This window comes from Roseateles chitinivorans (assembly GCF_050632145.1).
GTDB lineage: Bacteria > Pseudomonadota > Gammaproteobacteria > Burkholderiales > Burkholderiaceae_C > Roseateles > Roseateles chitinivorans_B.
The window spans coordinates 829690-843559 of the sequence record NZ_CP192577.1; the positions used below are offsets into that span (position 1 = coordinate 829690).

The 13870-nt window shown below is 68.0% G+C and carries 16 protein-coding genes and 1 pseudogene; 7 read left to right on the forward strand and 10 right to left on the reverse strand.

The window, feature by feature from the left end; translation table 11 throughout:
- The first annotated feature begins 274 nt into the window (after positions 1-274).
- The 3 genes from ACQ86G_RS03750 (at position 275) to ACQ86G_RS03760 (ending at position 1860) form a co-directional block, all read left to right on the forward strand.
- On the forward strand, positions 275-574 hold the full coding sequence (locus ACQ86G_RS03750) for a CrpP-related protein (RefSeq protein ID WP_431259387.1): 300 nt from the start codon (positions 275-277) through the stop codon (positions 572-574).
- A 222-nt stretch (positions 575-796) separates the two neighbouring features.
- On the forward strand, positions 797-1177 hold the full coding sequence (locus ACQ86G_RS03755; RefSeq protein ID WP_431259388.1) for a hypothetical protein: 381 nt from the start codon (positions 797-799) through the stop codon (positions 1175-1177).
- 185 nt (positions 1178-1362) lie between these two features.
- Positions 1363-1860 (forward strand): hypothetical protein, encoded by a 498-nt coding sequence (locus ACQ86G_RS03760; protein WP_431259389.1) that lies wholly within the window; start codon positions 1363-1365, stop codon positions 1858-1860.
- 7 nt (positions 1861-1867) lie between these two features.
- On the opposite strand, the gene ACQ86G_RS03765 is transcribed toward ACQ86G_RS03760, so the two are convergent.
- The 3 genes from ACQ86G_RS03765 to ACQ86G_RS03775 all read right to left on the reverse strand — a co-directional run bounded on the left by ACQ86G_RS03765 (position 1868) and on the right by ACQ86G_RS03775 (position 3797).
- Positions 1868-2215, reverse strand: coding sequence for a hypothetical protein (locus ACQ86G_RS03765; protein ID WP_431259390.1), 348 nt, complete (start codon positions 2213-2215; stop codon positions 1868-1870).
- 19 nt (positions 2216-2234) lie between these two features.
- Complete coding sequence (locus ACQ86G_RS03770; protein ID WP_431259391.1) at positions 2235-2663, reverse strand: hypothetical protein; 429 nt, start codon at positions 2661-2663, stop codon at positions 2235-2237.
- A gap of 153 nt (positions 2664-2816) precedes the next feature.
- Positions 2817-3797, reverse strand: coding sequence for an alpha/beta fold hydrolase (locus ACQ86G_RS03775; protein WP_431259392.1), 981 nt, complete (start codon positions 3795-3797; stop codon positions 2817-2819).
- Between the two features lie 262 nt (positions 3798-4059).
- Here ACQ86G_RS03775 and ACQ86G_RS03780 point away from each other — a divergent pair, with 262 nt between their 5' ends.
- Positions 4060-4704 (forward strand): response regulator, encoded by a 645-nt coding sequence (locus ACQ86G_RS03780; RefSeq protein WP_431259393.1) that lies wholly within the window; start codon positions 4060-4062, stop codon positions 4702-4704.
- 145 nt (positions 4705-4849) lie between these two features.
- Here the strand turns inward: ACQ86G_RS03780 and ACQ86G_RS03785 are convergent, their stop codons facing one another.
- Complete coding sequence (locus tag ACQ86G_RS03785) at positions 4850-5104, reverse strand: hypothetical protein (protein ID WP_431259394.1); 255 nt, start codon at positions 5102-5104, stop codon at positions 4850-4852.
- A gap of 228 nt (positions 5105-5332) precedes the next feature.
- Here ACQ86G_RS03785 and ACQ86G_RS03790 point away from each other — a divergent pair, with 228 nt between their 5' ends.
- Together ACQ86G_RS03790 and ACQ86G_RS03795 are read left to right on the forward strand one after the other, a co-directional pair.
- The gene (locus ACQ86G_RS03790; RefSeq protein WP_431259395.1) at positions 5333-5743 is read left to right on the forward strand and encodes a hypothetical protein; all 411 of its coding nucleotides are present in this window, start codon (positions 5333-5335) and stop codon (positions 5741-5743) included.
- Positions 5731-6024: a GNAT family N-acetyltransferase gene (locus tag ACQ86G_RS03795; RefSeq protein WP_431261327.1), complete on the forward strand. Its 294-nt coding sequence runs from the start codon at positions 5731-5733 to the stop codon at positions 6022-6024. Before ACQ86G_RS03790 ends, ACQ86G_RS03795 begins: the two co-directional genes overlap by 13 nt.
- On the opposite strand, the gene ACQ86G_RS03800 is transcribed toward ACQ86G_RS03795, so the two are convergent.
- Positions 5984-6247: a VF530 family DNA-binding protein gene (locus ACQ86G_RS03800; protein WP_431259396.1), complete on the reverse strand. Its 264-nt coding sequence runs from the start codon at positions 6245-6247 to the stop codon at positions 5984-5986. The two genes, ACQ86G_RS03795 and ACQ86G_RS03800, sit on opposite strands and share 41 nt — an antisense overlap.
- A gap of 75 nt (positions 6248-6322) precedes the next feature.
- Between ACQ86G_RS03800 and ACQ86G_RS03805 the strand changes: the two genes are divergently transcribed.
- Positions 6323-6808, forward strand: coding sequence for a hypothetical protein (locus ACQ86G_RS03805; protein ID WP_088404788.1), 486 nt, complete (start codon positions 6323-6325; stop codon positions 6806-6808).
- Between the two features lie 226 nt (positions 6809-7034).
- Here ACQ86G_RS03805 and ACQ86G_RS03810 read toward each other — a convergent pair whose 3' ends face one another.
- The 5 genes and pseudogenes from ACQ86G_RS03810 to ACQ86G_RS03830 all read right to left on the reverse strand — a co-directional run bounded on the left by ACQ86G_RS03810 (position 7035) and on the right by ACQ86G_RS03830 (position 13582).
- Positions 7035-7898: an isocitrate lyase/PEP mutase family protein gene (locus ACQ86G_RS03810; protein WP_431259397.1), complete on the reverse strand. Its 864-nt coding sequence runs from the start codon at positions 7896-7898 to the stop codon at positions 7035-7037.
- Positions 7899-7967: 69 nt separating this feature from the next.
- Complete coding sequence (gene prpF / locus ACQ86G_RS03815; protein WP_331615662.1) at positions 7968-9179, reverse strand: 2-methylaconitate cis-trans isomerase PrpF; 1212 nt, start codon at positions 9177-9179, stop codon at positions 7968-7970.
- A 39-nt stretch (positions 9180-9218) separates the two neighbouring features.
- Positions 9219-11866, reverse strand: a pseudogene (gene acnD / locus ACQ86G_RS03820) (Fe/S-dependent 2-methylisocitrate dehydratase AcnD).
- 70 nt (positions 11867-11936) lie between these two features.
- Positions 11937-13109 (reverse strand): bifunctional 2-methylcitrate synthase/citrate synthase, encoded by a 1173-nt coding sequence (prpC, locus tag ACQ86G_RS03825; protein ID WP_431259398.1) that lies wholly within the window; start codon positions 13107-13109, stop codon positions 11937-11939.
- Between the two features lie 41 nt (positions 13110-13150).
- Positions 13151-13582, reverse strand: a complete 432-nt coding sequence (locus ACQ86G_RS03830; protein WP_431259399.1) for an acyl-CoA thioesterase — start codon at positions 13580-13582, stop codon at positions 13151-13153.
- Positions 13583-13870 lie beyond the last annotated feature (288 nt).

A 13870-nucleotide genomic window follows, 5' to 3' on the forward strand; every position in this document is an offset into this window, starting at 1 on the left:
GAGCGCTGCAACGAATGCGGCTGCCCTGCTGCGCCGCGGTCGAGCCAGATCGAAGACGCTCGACGCCAGTACACGAGGCGCGGTGGCACGCTAGAGAACGACGCCAGGACGGCGGCGACGTGGGATCCAGATCCCATGGGTCTACTGATCAAGCTGTTTCTCGCCCTCCTGCTGGGCTACTGGCCGCGGCGAAGAGACGAGCGCTGAGTCGGCGCCGAGGCGTGTCGTCGCTGAGAGCGCCTAATAGGGCTCACGATCAAGCCTGGAGTGGACGATGAAGCGCAGTACCAAACCCCACCCGGACAAACGGAAGCGACCCGGCGATGAAAGTGCCCTGCCCACTGCGGAGCGGGCGGAACTCCAGCGACAAGGCGCGAAAGCGGCGGCCCGCGGCGACGGTTCTTCGGGGAACCCGATGGACGAAACCCACAATCTGCCGACCACCACGGGGGAATGCCCCGACCTGTGGAGCGAGCGGAAGGACGCGTGGCAGAGCGGACACGAGGCCCAGTCGAAGACGGACGACAAGGCCACGGCTCGTCGCGAGACCGGCGGCGCGAAGGACGATCACTGAACGGCCCGGACACCAGGCTCGGCAAGTTCTCTCCGCGTTTCCTCGTTATCGGCCCGGATTACCGAGCAGCCTCTTGTCACTCCCCGGCGCCTCCCGCTGCGGAACGAAGACCTCGTCACGTGACGCCAAGCAGCGCCGTCTTTACGTCGAAGGCGGCGCGCGGTGGCCTCGAACTTGCGTCCAGTCGTTGAGCCGGTTTCTCGGCACAACGAAGGCCTCATCATGAACAGCAGTACCTCGCCTGGCGGCACGAAAGCTCCTGGAACGTCGCGTCCCGAGAACGAAAACGACGACCCGGTGGGGGACAACAAGCCCGTCGGCGGATCGGCCGATCCGGACGCCTCGGAAGACGACGAGGAGGATGCGGATGGCACCGATGACGCCTCGAATTCCGGGGCTGTCCGCACCGGCAATGACGGAGCGGATTCGCCCCGGCGGTCATCGGTTTCGGGAGGAGGCACGCCCGACGAAGAACTTCCCGAGGGGAGCGATGCGCGACCGGACGACCGCCTCAACGCTCACCATCCGAATGAAGACTTTCCGCGCCGTCTAGAACGGCAGCCGTCGCCCGACAGCAAGCTGCCGCAGTCCGGCCGGGGCTGAAGGCGCCATCGGCGCCGGAGTCACGCCGCCCGCCGAGGCGGCGACTTCACGCTGAGCACACCCTCGGTCCGTACGCTGCGCCGATGCTTCATCATGCGCAGCCCACCCCGGTTGTTGTTCCGACTCGCCAGAGCGGCTCGGCCTTCGTCACGACGGCACTCGCGACGGCGATCTTCGTTGCCGGCGTGCTCAGCCTGTCGCTTTATCAGATCGAGTTCAATCCCTTCCTCGGCTTGATCCTCTCGCTGATCGTCGCCATCAGCGGGCTCGTCGCGCTCCTCAGCGCTGCCATCAACGCCCGACGAAATGACGATCGCGTGCGCTGCGTTCGCGCCGGCCTGATCACGCTCGTGGTGTGGGCGATGTGGATCCTCGGCGCGCTGGATCAGGTCGGAGAGCAGGCGTGGTTCTGGATGGAACGCGCCTACTTCGACCGTTCGGTTCGCGAGGCCGCAGAGGGCATGACGCCGTCATGCGTCGCATCGAAGCGCTGCTTCCACGAGCCGGGCCGGGCTGCGGATCTCGCCTTCCCCCTGGGCGGCCTGCTGAACAACTGGCGCGGCGTGGTCCATGCGCCGACCTGGGAGGACCCGTCCGTCGAACGCGATCCATCCAGCTTCGGCGGCGAGTTGGCAAGGTGCGAGCACCTGTCCGGCCCCTACTTCCTCTGCGGTTTCAACTGACGGCGGATCAAGCTCGCGGCCCTCGTCGCCGAAGGCGGCGCCAGCCGGCCTGAAGCGCGGACCCGGCAACGTAGAGCGCATCGAATGGATTGAGCGCAACAAGGCACGCCAGCAGAAAGAGCGCAACAGCGATCGGTGCCGCCGCCGGCACGAGCATCAGCTCCCACCACGACCACTTGGACCGATTCAGATAGGCCACCAAGACGCCGAGACTGAAGGGCAGCGCCCCAAGAAACAGCAGCCAGGTCGCGCGTGACCCGATCAAGCGCCCCGCTGCCTCGATAAGCCACAGGACTGCCGCCGCCAATCCGATGACGCCTGCGAGGCTGGTGACGAGGACAATGATGTCGGACATTCCGAGCAGATCTCCATCACTATCGTCGGCCCGCCCCGGCGGACGCCAGCCGCTGGAGCAGCCGGGTCAGTGTCTCCGGCATCCCATTTCGAAATTGAGGAGCGAACGGTGGAATCGCTTCCAGGATGCCGAGCCACTCGCGCATGAAACCCTCGTCGCGAGCCAGCACCTTGCGCTCCGAGCACCAACGCGATTGACAGGCTCGTTCCCGAGTCCTCAGACGCCACAGCATGGCATTGCAAGCGGGGCAAAGCCTTCGTCGCTGCCAGATGTAGTTCTTCTTGAGCTCGAACGCACGTTTCTGCTCTTCAGCCGAGAAGACCGCCGCAGACTGGCATTTCCCACATTCATAGTGGATGTCTGCATAGCTCTCGCCTGCGCATTGGTAGATGTACGACTGCCTGCTCGACGCCGACCAGCGTTCGCGATCAATCTTCGTGTCCGTCATGGCCTCAGGTAGGGGCAGCGCAACGCCTGCAATCGTAATCCGTTGCGGCTGACGCCCTCCGGCGGCACACGGACCGTGCCCCCGAGCGCCAGCAGCCGCACGGAGAGGGGGCTGAGCAGCGCCGAACGACCTCGGGATCCGGCGCCGCTCAGCTCACTTCAGGAACTCGACCAGCGCCCCCATCGTGTACTCCGGGGACTCTTCCATGATCCAGTGGCCGGCGCCCTTCACGATGCGGCCGTCGACCGACTCCGCCACGAGGCGCGCCTGCCCGATCAGGAATTCGCCCGAGGCCTTCTCGCCGGTCAGCACGAGCATCGGCATCTTGAGCTTGGTCTTGGACATCGCGTCGAAGTCCTTGGCGTCCTGCTCGAACGCCTTGAAGTAGCCGAACCCCGCATGCATGCCGCCGGGCTGGCCATACGCCGCCGCGTAGAACTTGCGATCGGCTTCGGGGATGGACTTGGTCTTGTCCGCGGCGAAGTCGTTCCAGAAGTGCTCGAAGTAGATGCGCTCACGGCCGGCGACCAGCTTCTCCGGGACTTCGCCGTAGAAGTGGAAGTGCCACAGGTCGCGCAGCAGCCAGACCTTGGTCCAGTCGCCGACGCCGGGCAGGAAGGCGTCCAGCAATGCGATCTTCTCGACCTCGTCGGGGTACTGCGCCGCGTACGCGTAGGCGACCATCAGGCCGATGTCGTGGCCGACGATCTTCACCTTCTTGTAGCCCAGCTGCTGCGTCAGCGCGTGGATGTCCTGGGCCAGCAGCTTCTTCTCGCCGGGACGGTCGATCTTGCCGGAACCGCCGGCGCCGCGCAGGTCCACCGCGATCACCGGACCGTCGGTGGCCAGGCGCGGCATCAGCGGGCGCCACATCCGGCTGGTCTGCGCATAGCCGTGCAGCAGCACGATGGGGGTGGCGTCGCCCGAGCCGGCCGTCAGGTAGTGCAGCTTCACGCCGTTCACGGTGGCGTCGCGCTCGACGATGGGGCCGGGTCTTGCCGCCGCGGAGGCGCTCGACTGGGCCATCGCGGGCGAGGCCGCGAAAAGCGCGTCGAGGGCGCCGACGGCGGAGATCGCGGCTCCGCCTGCGAGGAGGAGCGCCGCGACGGTGCGGCGGGTGGGGTTCGTGGTCATGAGGGAGTCCTTCAGGCGGGAAAGAGGTTGCCGAACTGGGGAGGGATACCTGAGCCGAGGGGCGAGGTGACGGCGATGTTCGCCAGTGGCCGCGCAGGACGCCATGCCGCATGGGGTCCCTCCCGCCTCCCTCTTTCGTACAGGGTAGGCAGTCTGCGGCGCGGCTTCCACCGTCTGTCACCGACGCGCGTCGCCATCTCCCGAAGGAGAGATCCCTACCCTCCCACGAACGGGCAGAGTGACCGCAGAGAGGACGCGCGCCATGACGATGACACCGCTGAAGAACGACCGGCCGATCCGCGTGATGACGGTCGACGACCATCCGATGCTGCGCGAGGGCCTGGCCGGCGCGATCGGCCTGCAATCCGACATGCGCCTGGTGGCGGAAGCGCAGGACGGCGTCGAAGCCCTCGAGTCCTTCCGGCGCTACCTGCCGGATGTGACGCTGATGGACGTCCGGATGCGGACGATGGACGGCATCGCCGCGCTGAAGGCGATCCGCGACGAGTTCCCCGCGGCGCGGGTCGTGATGCTGAGCAGCTTCGGCGCGCCGGCGCAGTTGCTGGAAGCCGCGCAGGCCGGCGCGGCGGGCTACCTGCTGAAGGAGACGCTGCGCAAGGAGCTGCTGGACACGATCCGCGCGGTGCATGCCGGCGGCCGGCGCTTCCCGTCGGCGCTGGCGGTGCAGCTCGCCGAGCACGTGGCCGATCAGCACCTGACCGGTCGCGAGACCACCGTGCTGAAGCTGGTGGCCGAGGGCCGCTCGAACAAGCGGATCGGCAGCCAGCTGGACATCGCCGAAGGCACGGTGAAGGCGCACATGAAGAGCATCCTCGGCAAGCTCGTTGCGAGCGACCGCACCCACGCGGTCACGATCGCGGTGAGGCGCGGGATCATCGACCTGTGATCGATCTGTGATCGACCGGACATCGATACGGCGATGTCACCCCCACAAAGCAAGACGCCCGGCATGAACCGGGCGTCTTGCTTTGGAGCGGGCCGAGGGACTCAGTCCGTGGATCGCTCCACCGACACGGCGCAACCGTCGGCGCTCATTCCGCGAGCGCGAACTGGCGGTCGTCCGCCGACGCGTCGCGACGGTCGGTGACGTAGACCGTCGGCAGCTGCTGACGCTTCACGGTGACGACCACCGGGTCCAGCGTCACGATCGAGGCGCGCAGGTCGCGCTGGCTTTGCGCATGAGCGATCCCCAGGCCCAGGGCCAGCGCGGCCACGGCGCCGAAGGCGACAGCCTTGGCGGTGGTGCTGGTGGCGGACGTGATGGCAAGGCGTTGGGTGGCGTTCATGTCGATCTCCGGAAGGGTTGCTGTGTCAATGAATGCAGTGTCGTCATCGGCCGCCCTGCCCTCCAGCACCCGGCGACGAAGCTGCATCGCGACGGCGTGAACTGCATCGGCGCGGGATGAGCCGTCGGCGTCGGGACGGCATCTCCAGCGGCGTCCCCCGTGCCGTCGCAGGCCCGGCCGCGCCATGACCTTCTACGCACCGACCCAGTGCAGAAGAAGATATGCCGGATGAACCCATCCCCCTCGAACCCGACGAACGTGCCCGATCCCGGCGCGCTCGATCCATCGACCGCCGCCCGCGCCTGGGCGCAGGGGTGGGCCATCTCGCGACACACGTCGGCACCGATCGAACGCCCCGGCTGTCTGCAGATCCTCGTCGGCAAGCCGGAGCAGGTCACGCGCTACGTCTTCCCTCGACTCGATCCCGAGGTGCTTCGACGGCTCATCTCCACCGAGGCGGGCCCCGGGACCTGGCTGAAGATCTGCGCGCCACGGGACAGCGTGTCCGGCATGCTCTCCAGCGACTGGGCCGTTCATGAACCGGAGTTCCTGATGAGCGTCCCGCTCGCTGGCCGCGCCGATCCGGTCATCGGGGGTATCGCGCCCGGACGGAAGGCATCGGCGCCCTGGCGCTGGTGAAGATCGTTGCCGAGTCAGGCGAACTCGCGGCCAGCGGCCAGGCCGCCATCGACGGCGCGTTCGCGACCTTCGATCAGATCGTCACGGTGGAGGCCCACCGAAGGAGGGGGCTGGGGCGGCTCGTCATGAGCGCGCTGTCCAACGCTGCCCGTGATGCCGGCGCCCGCCAGGGCGTGCTCGTGGCCACCGAGGCCGGCGCCGCGCTGTACAAGACGCTCGGCTGGGCTCTGGTCTCGCCGGTCACGGCCGCGTCGCGTTCCGCCGCCGCTCCCGCAGCATGAACAGGTAGAGCCCCTCGACCTTCTCGCGCGCCCACGGCGTCTTGCGCAGGAACTTGAGGCTGGACTTGACGCTCGGCTCGAAGGCGAAGCAGCGCAGCGGGATGCGCTCGTCGAGGCCGTCCCAGCCGTATTCCTCGGCCAGCTCGGTCACGATGGTTTCCAGCGTCAGGCCGTGCAAGGGGTTGCGCGGTTGCTCTTGCGGCGGCGGGGCGGACTCGGTCATGGATGGATTGTCGCCGGTCGCGAAGGCCGCCCGGCGTCGCTGGGATGCGTGCGACCGCGTGGTACCTTCATCGCCATGAGCACGAATTTCCCTGACGAAGAACGCCCCATCATCCAGGAGCCGCGCACGTGGCAGGACGAGCGCTGGACCGCGCAGGTCATCAAGAACGAGGACGACGAAGGCTGGGCTGTCGCGATGACGCTGATCGGCGAGGCCGAGCCCGCCCTGGTCGGCCCCTGGACCATGGGCCGCGACAAGAAGAACCCGAAGCCGCTCGATGCGGCCGCCTTCCACACGCTGGTGAAGACGGCCTCCGAGGTGCTGCGCCGGCATGAGCAGCAGCTGCACGCGCGGCTGCACAAGAGCGTCAAGCTGGATACGGCCAATGGACGCATCCAGGTGCTGCTCGACATCGTTCCCGATGAAGACAACCCGTATGCGACGCTGACCGCGCTGAACGACGACGGCGAACAGCTGGCGCAGGTGCGCGTGGCAGCCGGGTTCAAGTTCAATGAGGCGAGCGCGGCGGCGTGGGTGGAGAACGACTTCCTGAAGCCCTGAGGTCCGGTTCGTGCGGGAGGCCGCTGGCCCTCACCCCTCCCTCTCCCGCGAGCGGGAGAGGGAGCAAGAAGGCTGTCGTACTGCCGAGGTCGCTGCCCCTCACACCCACCTCTTCCCGAAAGCGGGAGAGGGGAAAGAGGAGCCAGCGCTGCGAGTGGCGCCGGTCGGACTCCCTCTCCCGCTTGCGGGAGAGGGCGGGGGTGAGGGCCAGCGGCCGTTGGAGTCCTCAGGTGTACTTCTTCTCCAGCGCATCCCACTCCGGCTTGTTCACCAGCCGCTGGCGCTCGGCGAACGGGATCACCAGGTTGGGATCCTCGTCGATGCGGCGCTGCGTCTTGAGCACGCCCAGTGCCTTCTGCATACCGGCCACCGCGCCTTGCAGCGCCGCATTGGCATACAGCACGACGCCGTAGCCCATCTGCTGCAGCTCGCTCGCATCGGTGATCGGCGTCTTGCCGCCGATGACCATGTTCATCAGCTGCGGCGTCGACAGGCGCTGCGGCAGCGCGCGGATCTCTTCCGCCTTCGTCACCGCCTCGACGAACAGGATGTCCGCGCCGGCTTCGGCGAAGCGCTGCGCGCGCTCGATCGCGGCTTCGAAGCCCTGCGTCGCGCAGGCGTCCGTGCGGGCCATGATCAGGAAGTCCGGATCACGCCGCGCATCCACCGCCGCCTTGATCTTGCTCACGGCCTCCTCGGTCGAGATGACCTCCTTGCCGGTGAAGTGCCCGCAGCGCTTGGGCGCCACCTGGTCCTCAAGCTGGATGCAATCCGCGCCGGCGCGTTCCAGCACGCGCACCGTGTGGCGCACGTTCAGCGCGTTGCCGAAGCCGGTGTCGGCGTCGACGATCAGCGGCAGGTTCACCGCGTCGCGGATGCGGGCGGTGTGGTCGGCGATCTCGGACAGGCCCATGAAGCCCTGGTCCGGCAGGCCGAACCACATGTTGGTCACGCCGGCGCCGGTCACGTAGATCGCCTCGAAGCCGAGGTCCTCGATCACCTTGGCCGACAGCGCGTTGAACGCGCCCGGCACCAGCACGCCACGGCGTTCGTTCACCAGCGCGCGCAGCGTCTTGCGGGTCGATGTCATGTCAGTTCTCTTTGATTGTCTGAAGTCGAATTCGATACGGATGTCGATGGCGGGATCAGCGGGAGCCGATCACAGCGCCTCGGCGGGCACGCGCACGGTGCCTTCCATCAGGATGCGGGCGCTGCGGCTCATCACCGCCTGCGTGACGCGCCACTGACCACCTTCCTGGACCGCTTCCGCGCCGACGCGCAGCGTGCCCGACGGATGGCCGAAGCGCACCGCCGGCAGCGCCTTGCCGCCCGCGGCCTCGCACACCAGCGTGCCGGGGATCGCGGCCGCGGTGCCGATGGCCACGGCTGCCGTGCCCATCATCGCGTGGTGTAGCTTGCCCATCGACATCGCGCGCACCAGCACGTCGATGTCACCAGCCTCGACGGTCTTGCCGGCCGACGAGCGATAGCTCGACGGCGGCGCGACGAAGGCCAGCTTCGGCGTGTGCTGACGGGTCTTCGCCTCGTCCAGCGTCTTGATCAGGCCCATGTGCAGCGCGGCGTGCGCGCGGATCGCTTCCAGCCGCTTCAGCGCCGCGGCGTCGCCGTTGATCGCGTCCTGCAGCTCGGTGCCCGAGTAGCCCAGGTCCTTCGCGTCGACGAAGACCGCCGGGATGCCCGCGTTGATCAGCGTCGCGCGCAGCCGGCCGCCGGGGACGAGGTCCTCCGGCATCGTCAGCACGTCCACGACGTTCCCCGTCGGGAACAGGGCGCCGCCGGCGTCGTCGCCATCGGCGTCGTCATTGCCCGGATCGAGGAAGGCCAGCTCGACCTCCGCCGCCGGGAAGGTCACGCCGTCGAGCTCGAAGTCGCCGCTCTCCTGCACCTGGCCGTCGCGCATCGGCACCTTCGCGACGATGGTCTTGCCGATGTTGGCCTGCCAGATGCGCACGGTGGCGATGCCGTCGCGCGGCAGCGTCGCCGCGTCGATGAAGCCGGCCTGGATCGCGAACGGTCCGACCGCCGCCGACAGGTTGCCGCAGTTGCCGGACCAGTCGACCAGCGCGGTGTCGATGGCCACCTGACCGAACAGGTAGTCGACGTCGTGCCCTGGCTGCGTGCTGCGCGAAATGATCACCGTCTTGCTGGTGCTCGACGTCGCGCCGCCCATGCCGTCGATCTGCTTGCCGTAGGGATCGGGGCTGCCGATGACGCGCATCAGCAGCCGGTCGCGCGCGGCGCCGGGCACGCGCGCAGCCTCGGGCAGATCTTCCAGGCGGAAGAACACGCCCTTGCTGGTCCCGCCCCGCAGGTAGGTCGCGGGGATCTTCACTTGAGGGAGAAAACTCATGACTGCTTCCGTCGTTGTTCGGGCCTGACCTCAGGCCACTCAGGCAGCCTCGGCCGCCGCCAGGAAGTCCTGCGCGAAGCGCTGCAGCACGCCGCCGGCCTGGTAGACCTCGACCTCCTCGGCAGTGTCGAGGCGGCAACGCACCGGCACTTCGATGCGCTCGCCGTTGCGGCGATGGACGATCACCGTCAGCGTCGCGCGCGGCGACAGCGCACCCTGCACGTCGTAAGTCTCCGAGCCGTCCAGGCCGAGCGTGAGGCGCGTCGTTCCCGCGAGGAACTCCAGCGGCAGCACGCCCATGCCGATCAGGTTGGTGCGGTGGATGCGCTCGAAGCCTTCGGCGACGATGGCCTCGACGCCTGCGAGGCGCACGCCCTTCGCCGCCCAGTCGCGCGACGAGCCCTGCCCGTAGTCCGCGCCGGCGACGATGATCAGCGGCTGGCGGCGTTCCATGTAGGTCTCGATGGCTTCCCACATGCGCATGACCTGGCCCTCGGGCTCCAGTCGCGCGAACGAGCCGGCCAGCACCTCGCCGTCGGCGCCGCGGACCATCTCGTTCTTCAGCGTCGGGTTGGCGAAGGTGGCGCGCTGCGCGGTGAGGTGGTCGCCGCGGTGGGTGGCGTAGGAGTTGAAGTCCTCCTCCGGCAGGCCCATCTTGAAGAGGTACTCGCCAGCCGCGGAGTCCATCATGATCGCGTTGGACGGCGACAGGTGGTCGGTGGTGATGTTGTCCGGCAGCACCGCCAGCGCGCGCATGCCGCGCAGCGTGCGTTCGCCGGCCAGCGCGCCTTCCCAGTAGGGCGGGCGGCGGATGTAGGTCGACTGCGCACGCCAGTCATACAGCGGCTCGGTCTTGGTGGCCGAGGCCGCGGTGATCGCGAACATCGGCTCGTAGACCTTGCGGAACTGCTCCGGCTTCACGCTCGCGCGCACCAGCGCGTCGATCTCGTCGTCCTCGGGCCAGAGGTCCTTCAGGCGGATCTCGCGGCCCTCGACGACGCCGAGCACGTCGCGTTCGATGTCGAAGCGGATGGTGCCCGCGATCGCGTACGCGACCACCAGCGGCGGCGAGGCCAGGAAGGCCTGCTTGGCGCGCGGGTGGATGCGGCCGTCGAAGTTGCGGTTGCCCGAGAGCACGGCGGTGGCGTAGAGGTCGCGCTCGACGATCTCGCGATCGATGGCGGGATCCAGCGCGCCGGACATGCCGTTGCACGAGGTGCAGGCATAGGCGACGACGCCGAAGCCCAGCGCCTCCAGGTCGCCGAGCAGGCCGGCTTCCTCGAGGTACAACGTGACCGCGCGCGAGCCGGGCGCGAGCGAGGTCTTCACCCACGGCTTGCGCGTCAGGCCCAGGCGTCGCGCATTGCGCGCGAGCAGCGCGGCGGCGATGACGTTGCGCGGGTTGCTCGTGTTCGTGCAGCTGGTGATGGCCGCGATGATCACGGCGCCGTCGGGCATGCGGCCGGGTTCTTCGGTCCACGGGCCGGCGATGCCGCGCTCGGTCAGCGCGGAGGTCGGCAGACGGCGGTGCGGATTCGACGGGCCAGCCATGTTGCGCACGACGCTGGCCAGGTCGAACTTCAGCACGCGCGGGTAGACGACGCCGGCCAGCGTGTTGCCTTCACCGGACCAGAGTCCTGCCGCCTTCGCATAGGTCTCGACGAGCTGGACCTGCGCTTCCTCGCGCCCGGTGAGGCGCAGGTAGGTGAGCGTCTGCTCGTCAATGGCGAACAGCGCGGCGGTGGCGCCATACTCGGGCGCCATGTTGGAGATGGTGGCGCGGTCGCCGAGCGTGAGGCCGGAGACGCCTTCGCCGTAGAACTCCAGGTAGGCGCCGACGACCTTTTCCTTGCGCAGGAACTCGGTGAGCGCGAGCACCAGGTCGGTGGCGGTGATGCCGGGTTGGCGACGGCCGGTGAGCTCGACGCCGACGATGTCGGGCAGGCGCATCCACGAGGCGCGGCCGAGCATCACGTTCTCCGCTTCCAGCCCGCCGACGCCGACGGCGATCACGCCGAGCGCGTCGACGTGGGGGTGTGGCTGTCGGTGCCGACGCAGGTATCGGGATAGGCGACGCCGCGGTCCACGTGCACGACGGGCGACATCCGCTCCAGATTGATCTGATGCATGATCCCGTTCCCCGGCGGGATCACGTCGACGTTGCGGAACGCCGTGCGGCACCACTCGATGAAGTGGAAGCGGTCCTCGTTGCGGCGGTCCTCGATCGCGCGGTTCTTCTCGAAGGCTTGAGGATCGAAGCCGCCGCACTCGACGGCCAGCGAGTGGTCGACGATCAGCTGCACCGGCACGACCGGGTTCACCTTGGCGGGATCGCCGCCCTGATCAGCGATCGCGTCGCGCAGGCCGGCCAGGTCCACGAGCGCGGTCTGGCCCAGGATGTCGTGGCAGACCACGCGCGCCGGGTACCAGGGGAAGTCGCGATCGGCCTTGCCGTCGGCGAGCTGCAGCAGGCAGTCGTCGAGCGCGGCGGGTTCGCAGCGGCGCACCAGGTTCTCGGCGTGGACGCGGGCGGTGTAGGACATGCGTTCCCACGCGCCGGGGCGCAGCGCCTCGACGGCGGCGCGCGCGTCGAACCAGTCGAGCGCGGTACCGGCCAGCGGCTTGCGCCAGGTCTCGTTGAGCGGGATTGCGGAGGCGATGGTGGGTGCGGGCGTCGTGGCTGGCATCTCTGAAACTTCTCTCATGCGGTCATCGCGGTCATCGCGGTCATCTCGGTCGATGGGGTCGACCGGCTTCTCAGGGGCGCTGTGCCAGCGGGACGAAGACCTGGTCTTCCGGGCCGGTGTAGACGGCGCTGGGTCGGATGATCTTGTTGTCCTGGCGCTGTTCGACCACATGGGCGGACCAGCCGCTGGTGCGGGCGATGACGAACAGCGGGGTGAACATGGCGGTGGGCACGCCCATCATGTGATAGCTGACGGCGCTGAACCAGTCCAGGTTGGGGAACATCTTCTTGGCGTCCCACATGGTGCGTTCGAGGCGTTCGGCGATGTCGTACATCTTGGTCGAGCCGGCGTCCTGGGACAGGTGGTGGGCGACCTTCTTGATGACCTCGTTGCGGGGGTCCGAGACGGTGTAGACGGGGTGGCCGAAGCCGATGACGACTTCCTTGGCCTCGACGCGGCGGCGGATGTCGGCCTCGGCTTCGTCGGGGGTGTCGTAGCGCTTCTGGATCTCGAAGGCGACCTCGTTGGCGCCGCCGTGCTTGGGGCCGCGCAGGGCGCCGATGGCGCCGGCGATGGCCGAGTGCATGTCGGAGCCGGTGCCGGCGATGACGCGGGCGGTGAAGGTGGAGGCGTTGAACTCGTGCTCCGCGTAGAGGATCAGCGAGGTGTGCATCGCGCGTTCCCAGCTCTTGGTAGGCGGCTTGCCGTGGAGCAGGTGCAGGAAGTGGGCGCCGATGGAGTCGTCGTCGGTTTCGACGTCGATGGAGCGGCCGTTGTGGCTGTAGTGGTACCAGTACAGCAGCATGGAGCCGAAGGAGGCCATCAGCTTGTCGGCGATGTCGCGGGCGCCTGGGAGGTTGTGGTCGTCCTTCTCGGGGAGCGAGCAGCCGAGGGCGGAGACGCCGGTGCGCATCACGTCCATGGGGTGGGCGGCGGCGGGCAGGGTTTCGAGCGCGTCCATGACGGCGGCGGGCAGGCCGCGCAGGGCCTTGAGCTTGTCTTTGTAGGCGCGCAGCTCGGCGACATTGGGGAGCTTGCCGTGGACGAGCAGGTGGGCGATCTCTTCGAACTCGCAGCGTTCGGCGAGTTCGAGGATGTCGTAGCCGCGGTAGTGCAGGTCGTTGCCGGTGCGGCCGACGGTGCACAGGGCGGTGGTGCCGGCGGCGACGCCGGACAGGGCGACGGACTTCTTGGGCTTGAAGGCGGGGGCGGCTGCCGCGTTCGCGGTCGTGGTGTCGCTCATGGGGATGTCTCCTGGAGATGGAATTCGGAAGGCGGAATGGCTCAGAGGTCCGATGCAGACGAGGTTAGCGGTTGCGGCTCGGACGGCGTGCGAGGGGTGATGCGGCAAGGCTTGCCGGCGGCGACGGCGACCATCTCGAAGGTGGCGCGGAGGACGTCGGAAGGGGCCGCATTGTCGATGCGGGCGTGGACCTCGACGGTCATCGAGGTGCCGCCGACGCGGGAGACACGGGAGTGGATGTGGAGGACGGAGCCTACCGGGACCGGGGCGAGGAACTGCACGTCCTTGACCGCGACCATGACGATGTCCTGGTGGCAGAAGCGGGTGGCGACCATGTGGGCGTTCTGGCCGAGCCAGGAGAGCGCCTCAGGGCCGAACAGGGTGCCGTAGTGGTTCGCGTGACGCGGCAGCACCAGCTCGCTGCGAAGCATCTCCGTCGAAGAAGCGCTCGACAGCGCAGTGGGCCAGTCCATTGCAGGTTGTGAAATTGGGAAGTTCACAATGTTCGCAGCCTAAAGGCCTAGGGGCAACGATGAAGTTGCGATGGGTTGCGAAGCCGGGTTGGCTAGTTTGCGAATGTTGTGAAGCTTGAGCCCATTGCTTCCCACGTCATTGCGGGCGGGCGGGGGAAATGAAGGCCGGCATCAGGAGAAAACTAAGCGACCGGATCAAACATTGAAGCGACCGTTGGGCTTCACTGATCCGATGTCGCGGATTGTTCAATAGCGCCAGCCTCGTCATCAAATTGTTCGCGCCGTCCA

Coding starts and splice junctions, on each gene's coding strand:
- ACQ86G_RS03750 (WP_431259387.1), top strand. CDS start 275: ATGAAGCGCAGTACCAAACCCCACCCGGACAAACGGAAGCGACCCGGC.
- ACQ86G_RS03755 (WP_431259388.1), top strand. CDS start 797: ATGAACAGCAGTACCTCGCCTGGCGGCACGAAAGCTCCTGGAACGTCG.
- ACQ86G_RS03765 (WP_431259390.1), bottom strand. CDS start 2,215: ATGTCCGACATCATTGTCCTCGTCACCAGCCTCGCAGGCGTCATCGGA.
- ACQ86G_RS03770 (WP_431259391.1), bottom strand. CDS start 2,663: ATGACGGACACGAAGATTGATCGCGAACGCTGGTCGGCGTCGAGCAGG.
- ACQ86G_RS03775 (WP_431259392.1), bottom strand. CDS start 3,797: ATGACCACGAACCCCACCCGCCGCACCGTCGCGGCGCTCCTCCTCGCA.
- ACQ86G_RS03780 (WP_431259393.1), top strand. CDS start 4,060: ATGACGATGACACCGCTGAAGAACGACCGGCCGATCCGCGTGATGACG.
- ACQ86G_RS03785 (WP_431259394.1), bottom strand. CDS start 5,104: ATGAACGCCACCCAACGCCTTGCCATCACGTCCGCCACCAGCACCACC.
- ACQ86G_RS03790 (WP_431259395.1), top strand. CDS start 5,333: ATGAACCCATCCCCCTCGAACCCGACGAACGTGCCCGATCCCGGCGCG.
- ACQ86G_RS03800 (WP_431259396.1), bottom strand. CDS start 6,247: ATGACCGAGTCCGCCCCGCCGCCGCAAGAGCAACCGCGCAACCCCTTG.
- ACQ86G_RS03805 (WP_088404788.1), top strand. CDS start 6,323: ATGAGCACGAATTTCCCTGACGAAGAACGCCCCATCATCCAGGAGCCG.
- ACQ86G_RS03810 (WP_431259397.1), bottom strand. CDS start 7,898: ATGACATCGACCCGCAAGACGCTGCGCGCGCTGGTGAACGAACGCCGT.
- prpF (WP_331615662.1), bottom strand. CDS start 9,179: ATGAGTTTTCTCCCTCAAGTGAAGATCCCCGCGACCTACCTGCGGGGC.
- prpC (WP_431259398.1), bottom strand. CDS start 13,109: ATGAGCGACACCACGACCGCGAACGCGGCAGCCGCCCCCGCCTTCAAG.
- ACQ86G_RS03830 (WP_431259399.1), bottom strand. CDS start 13,582: ATGGACTGGCCCACTGCGCTGTCGAGCGCTTCTTCGACGGAGATGCTT.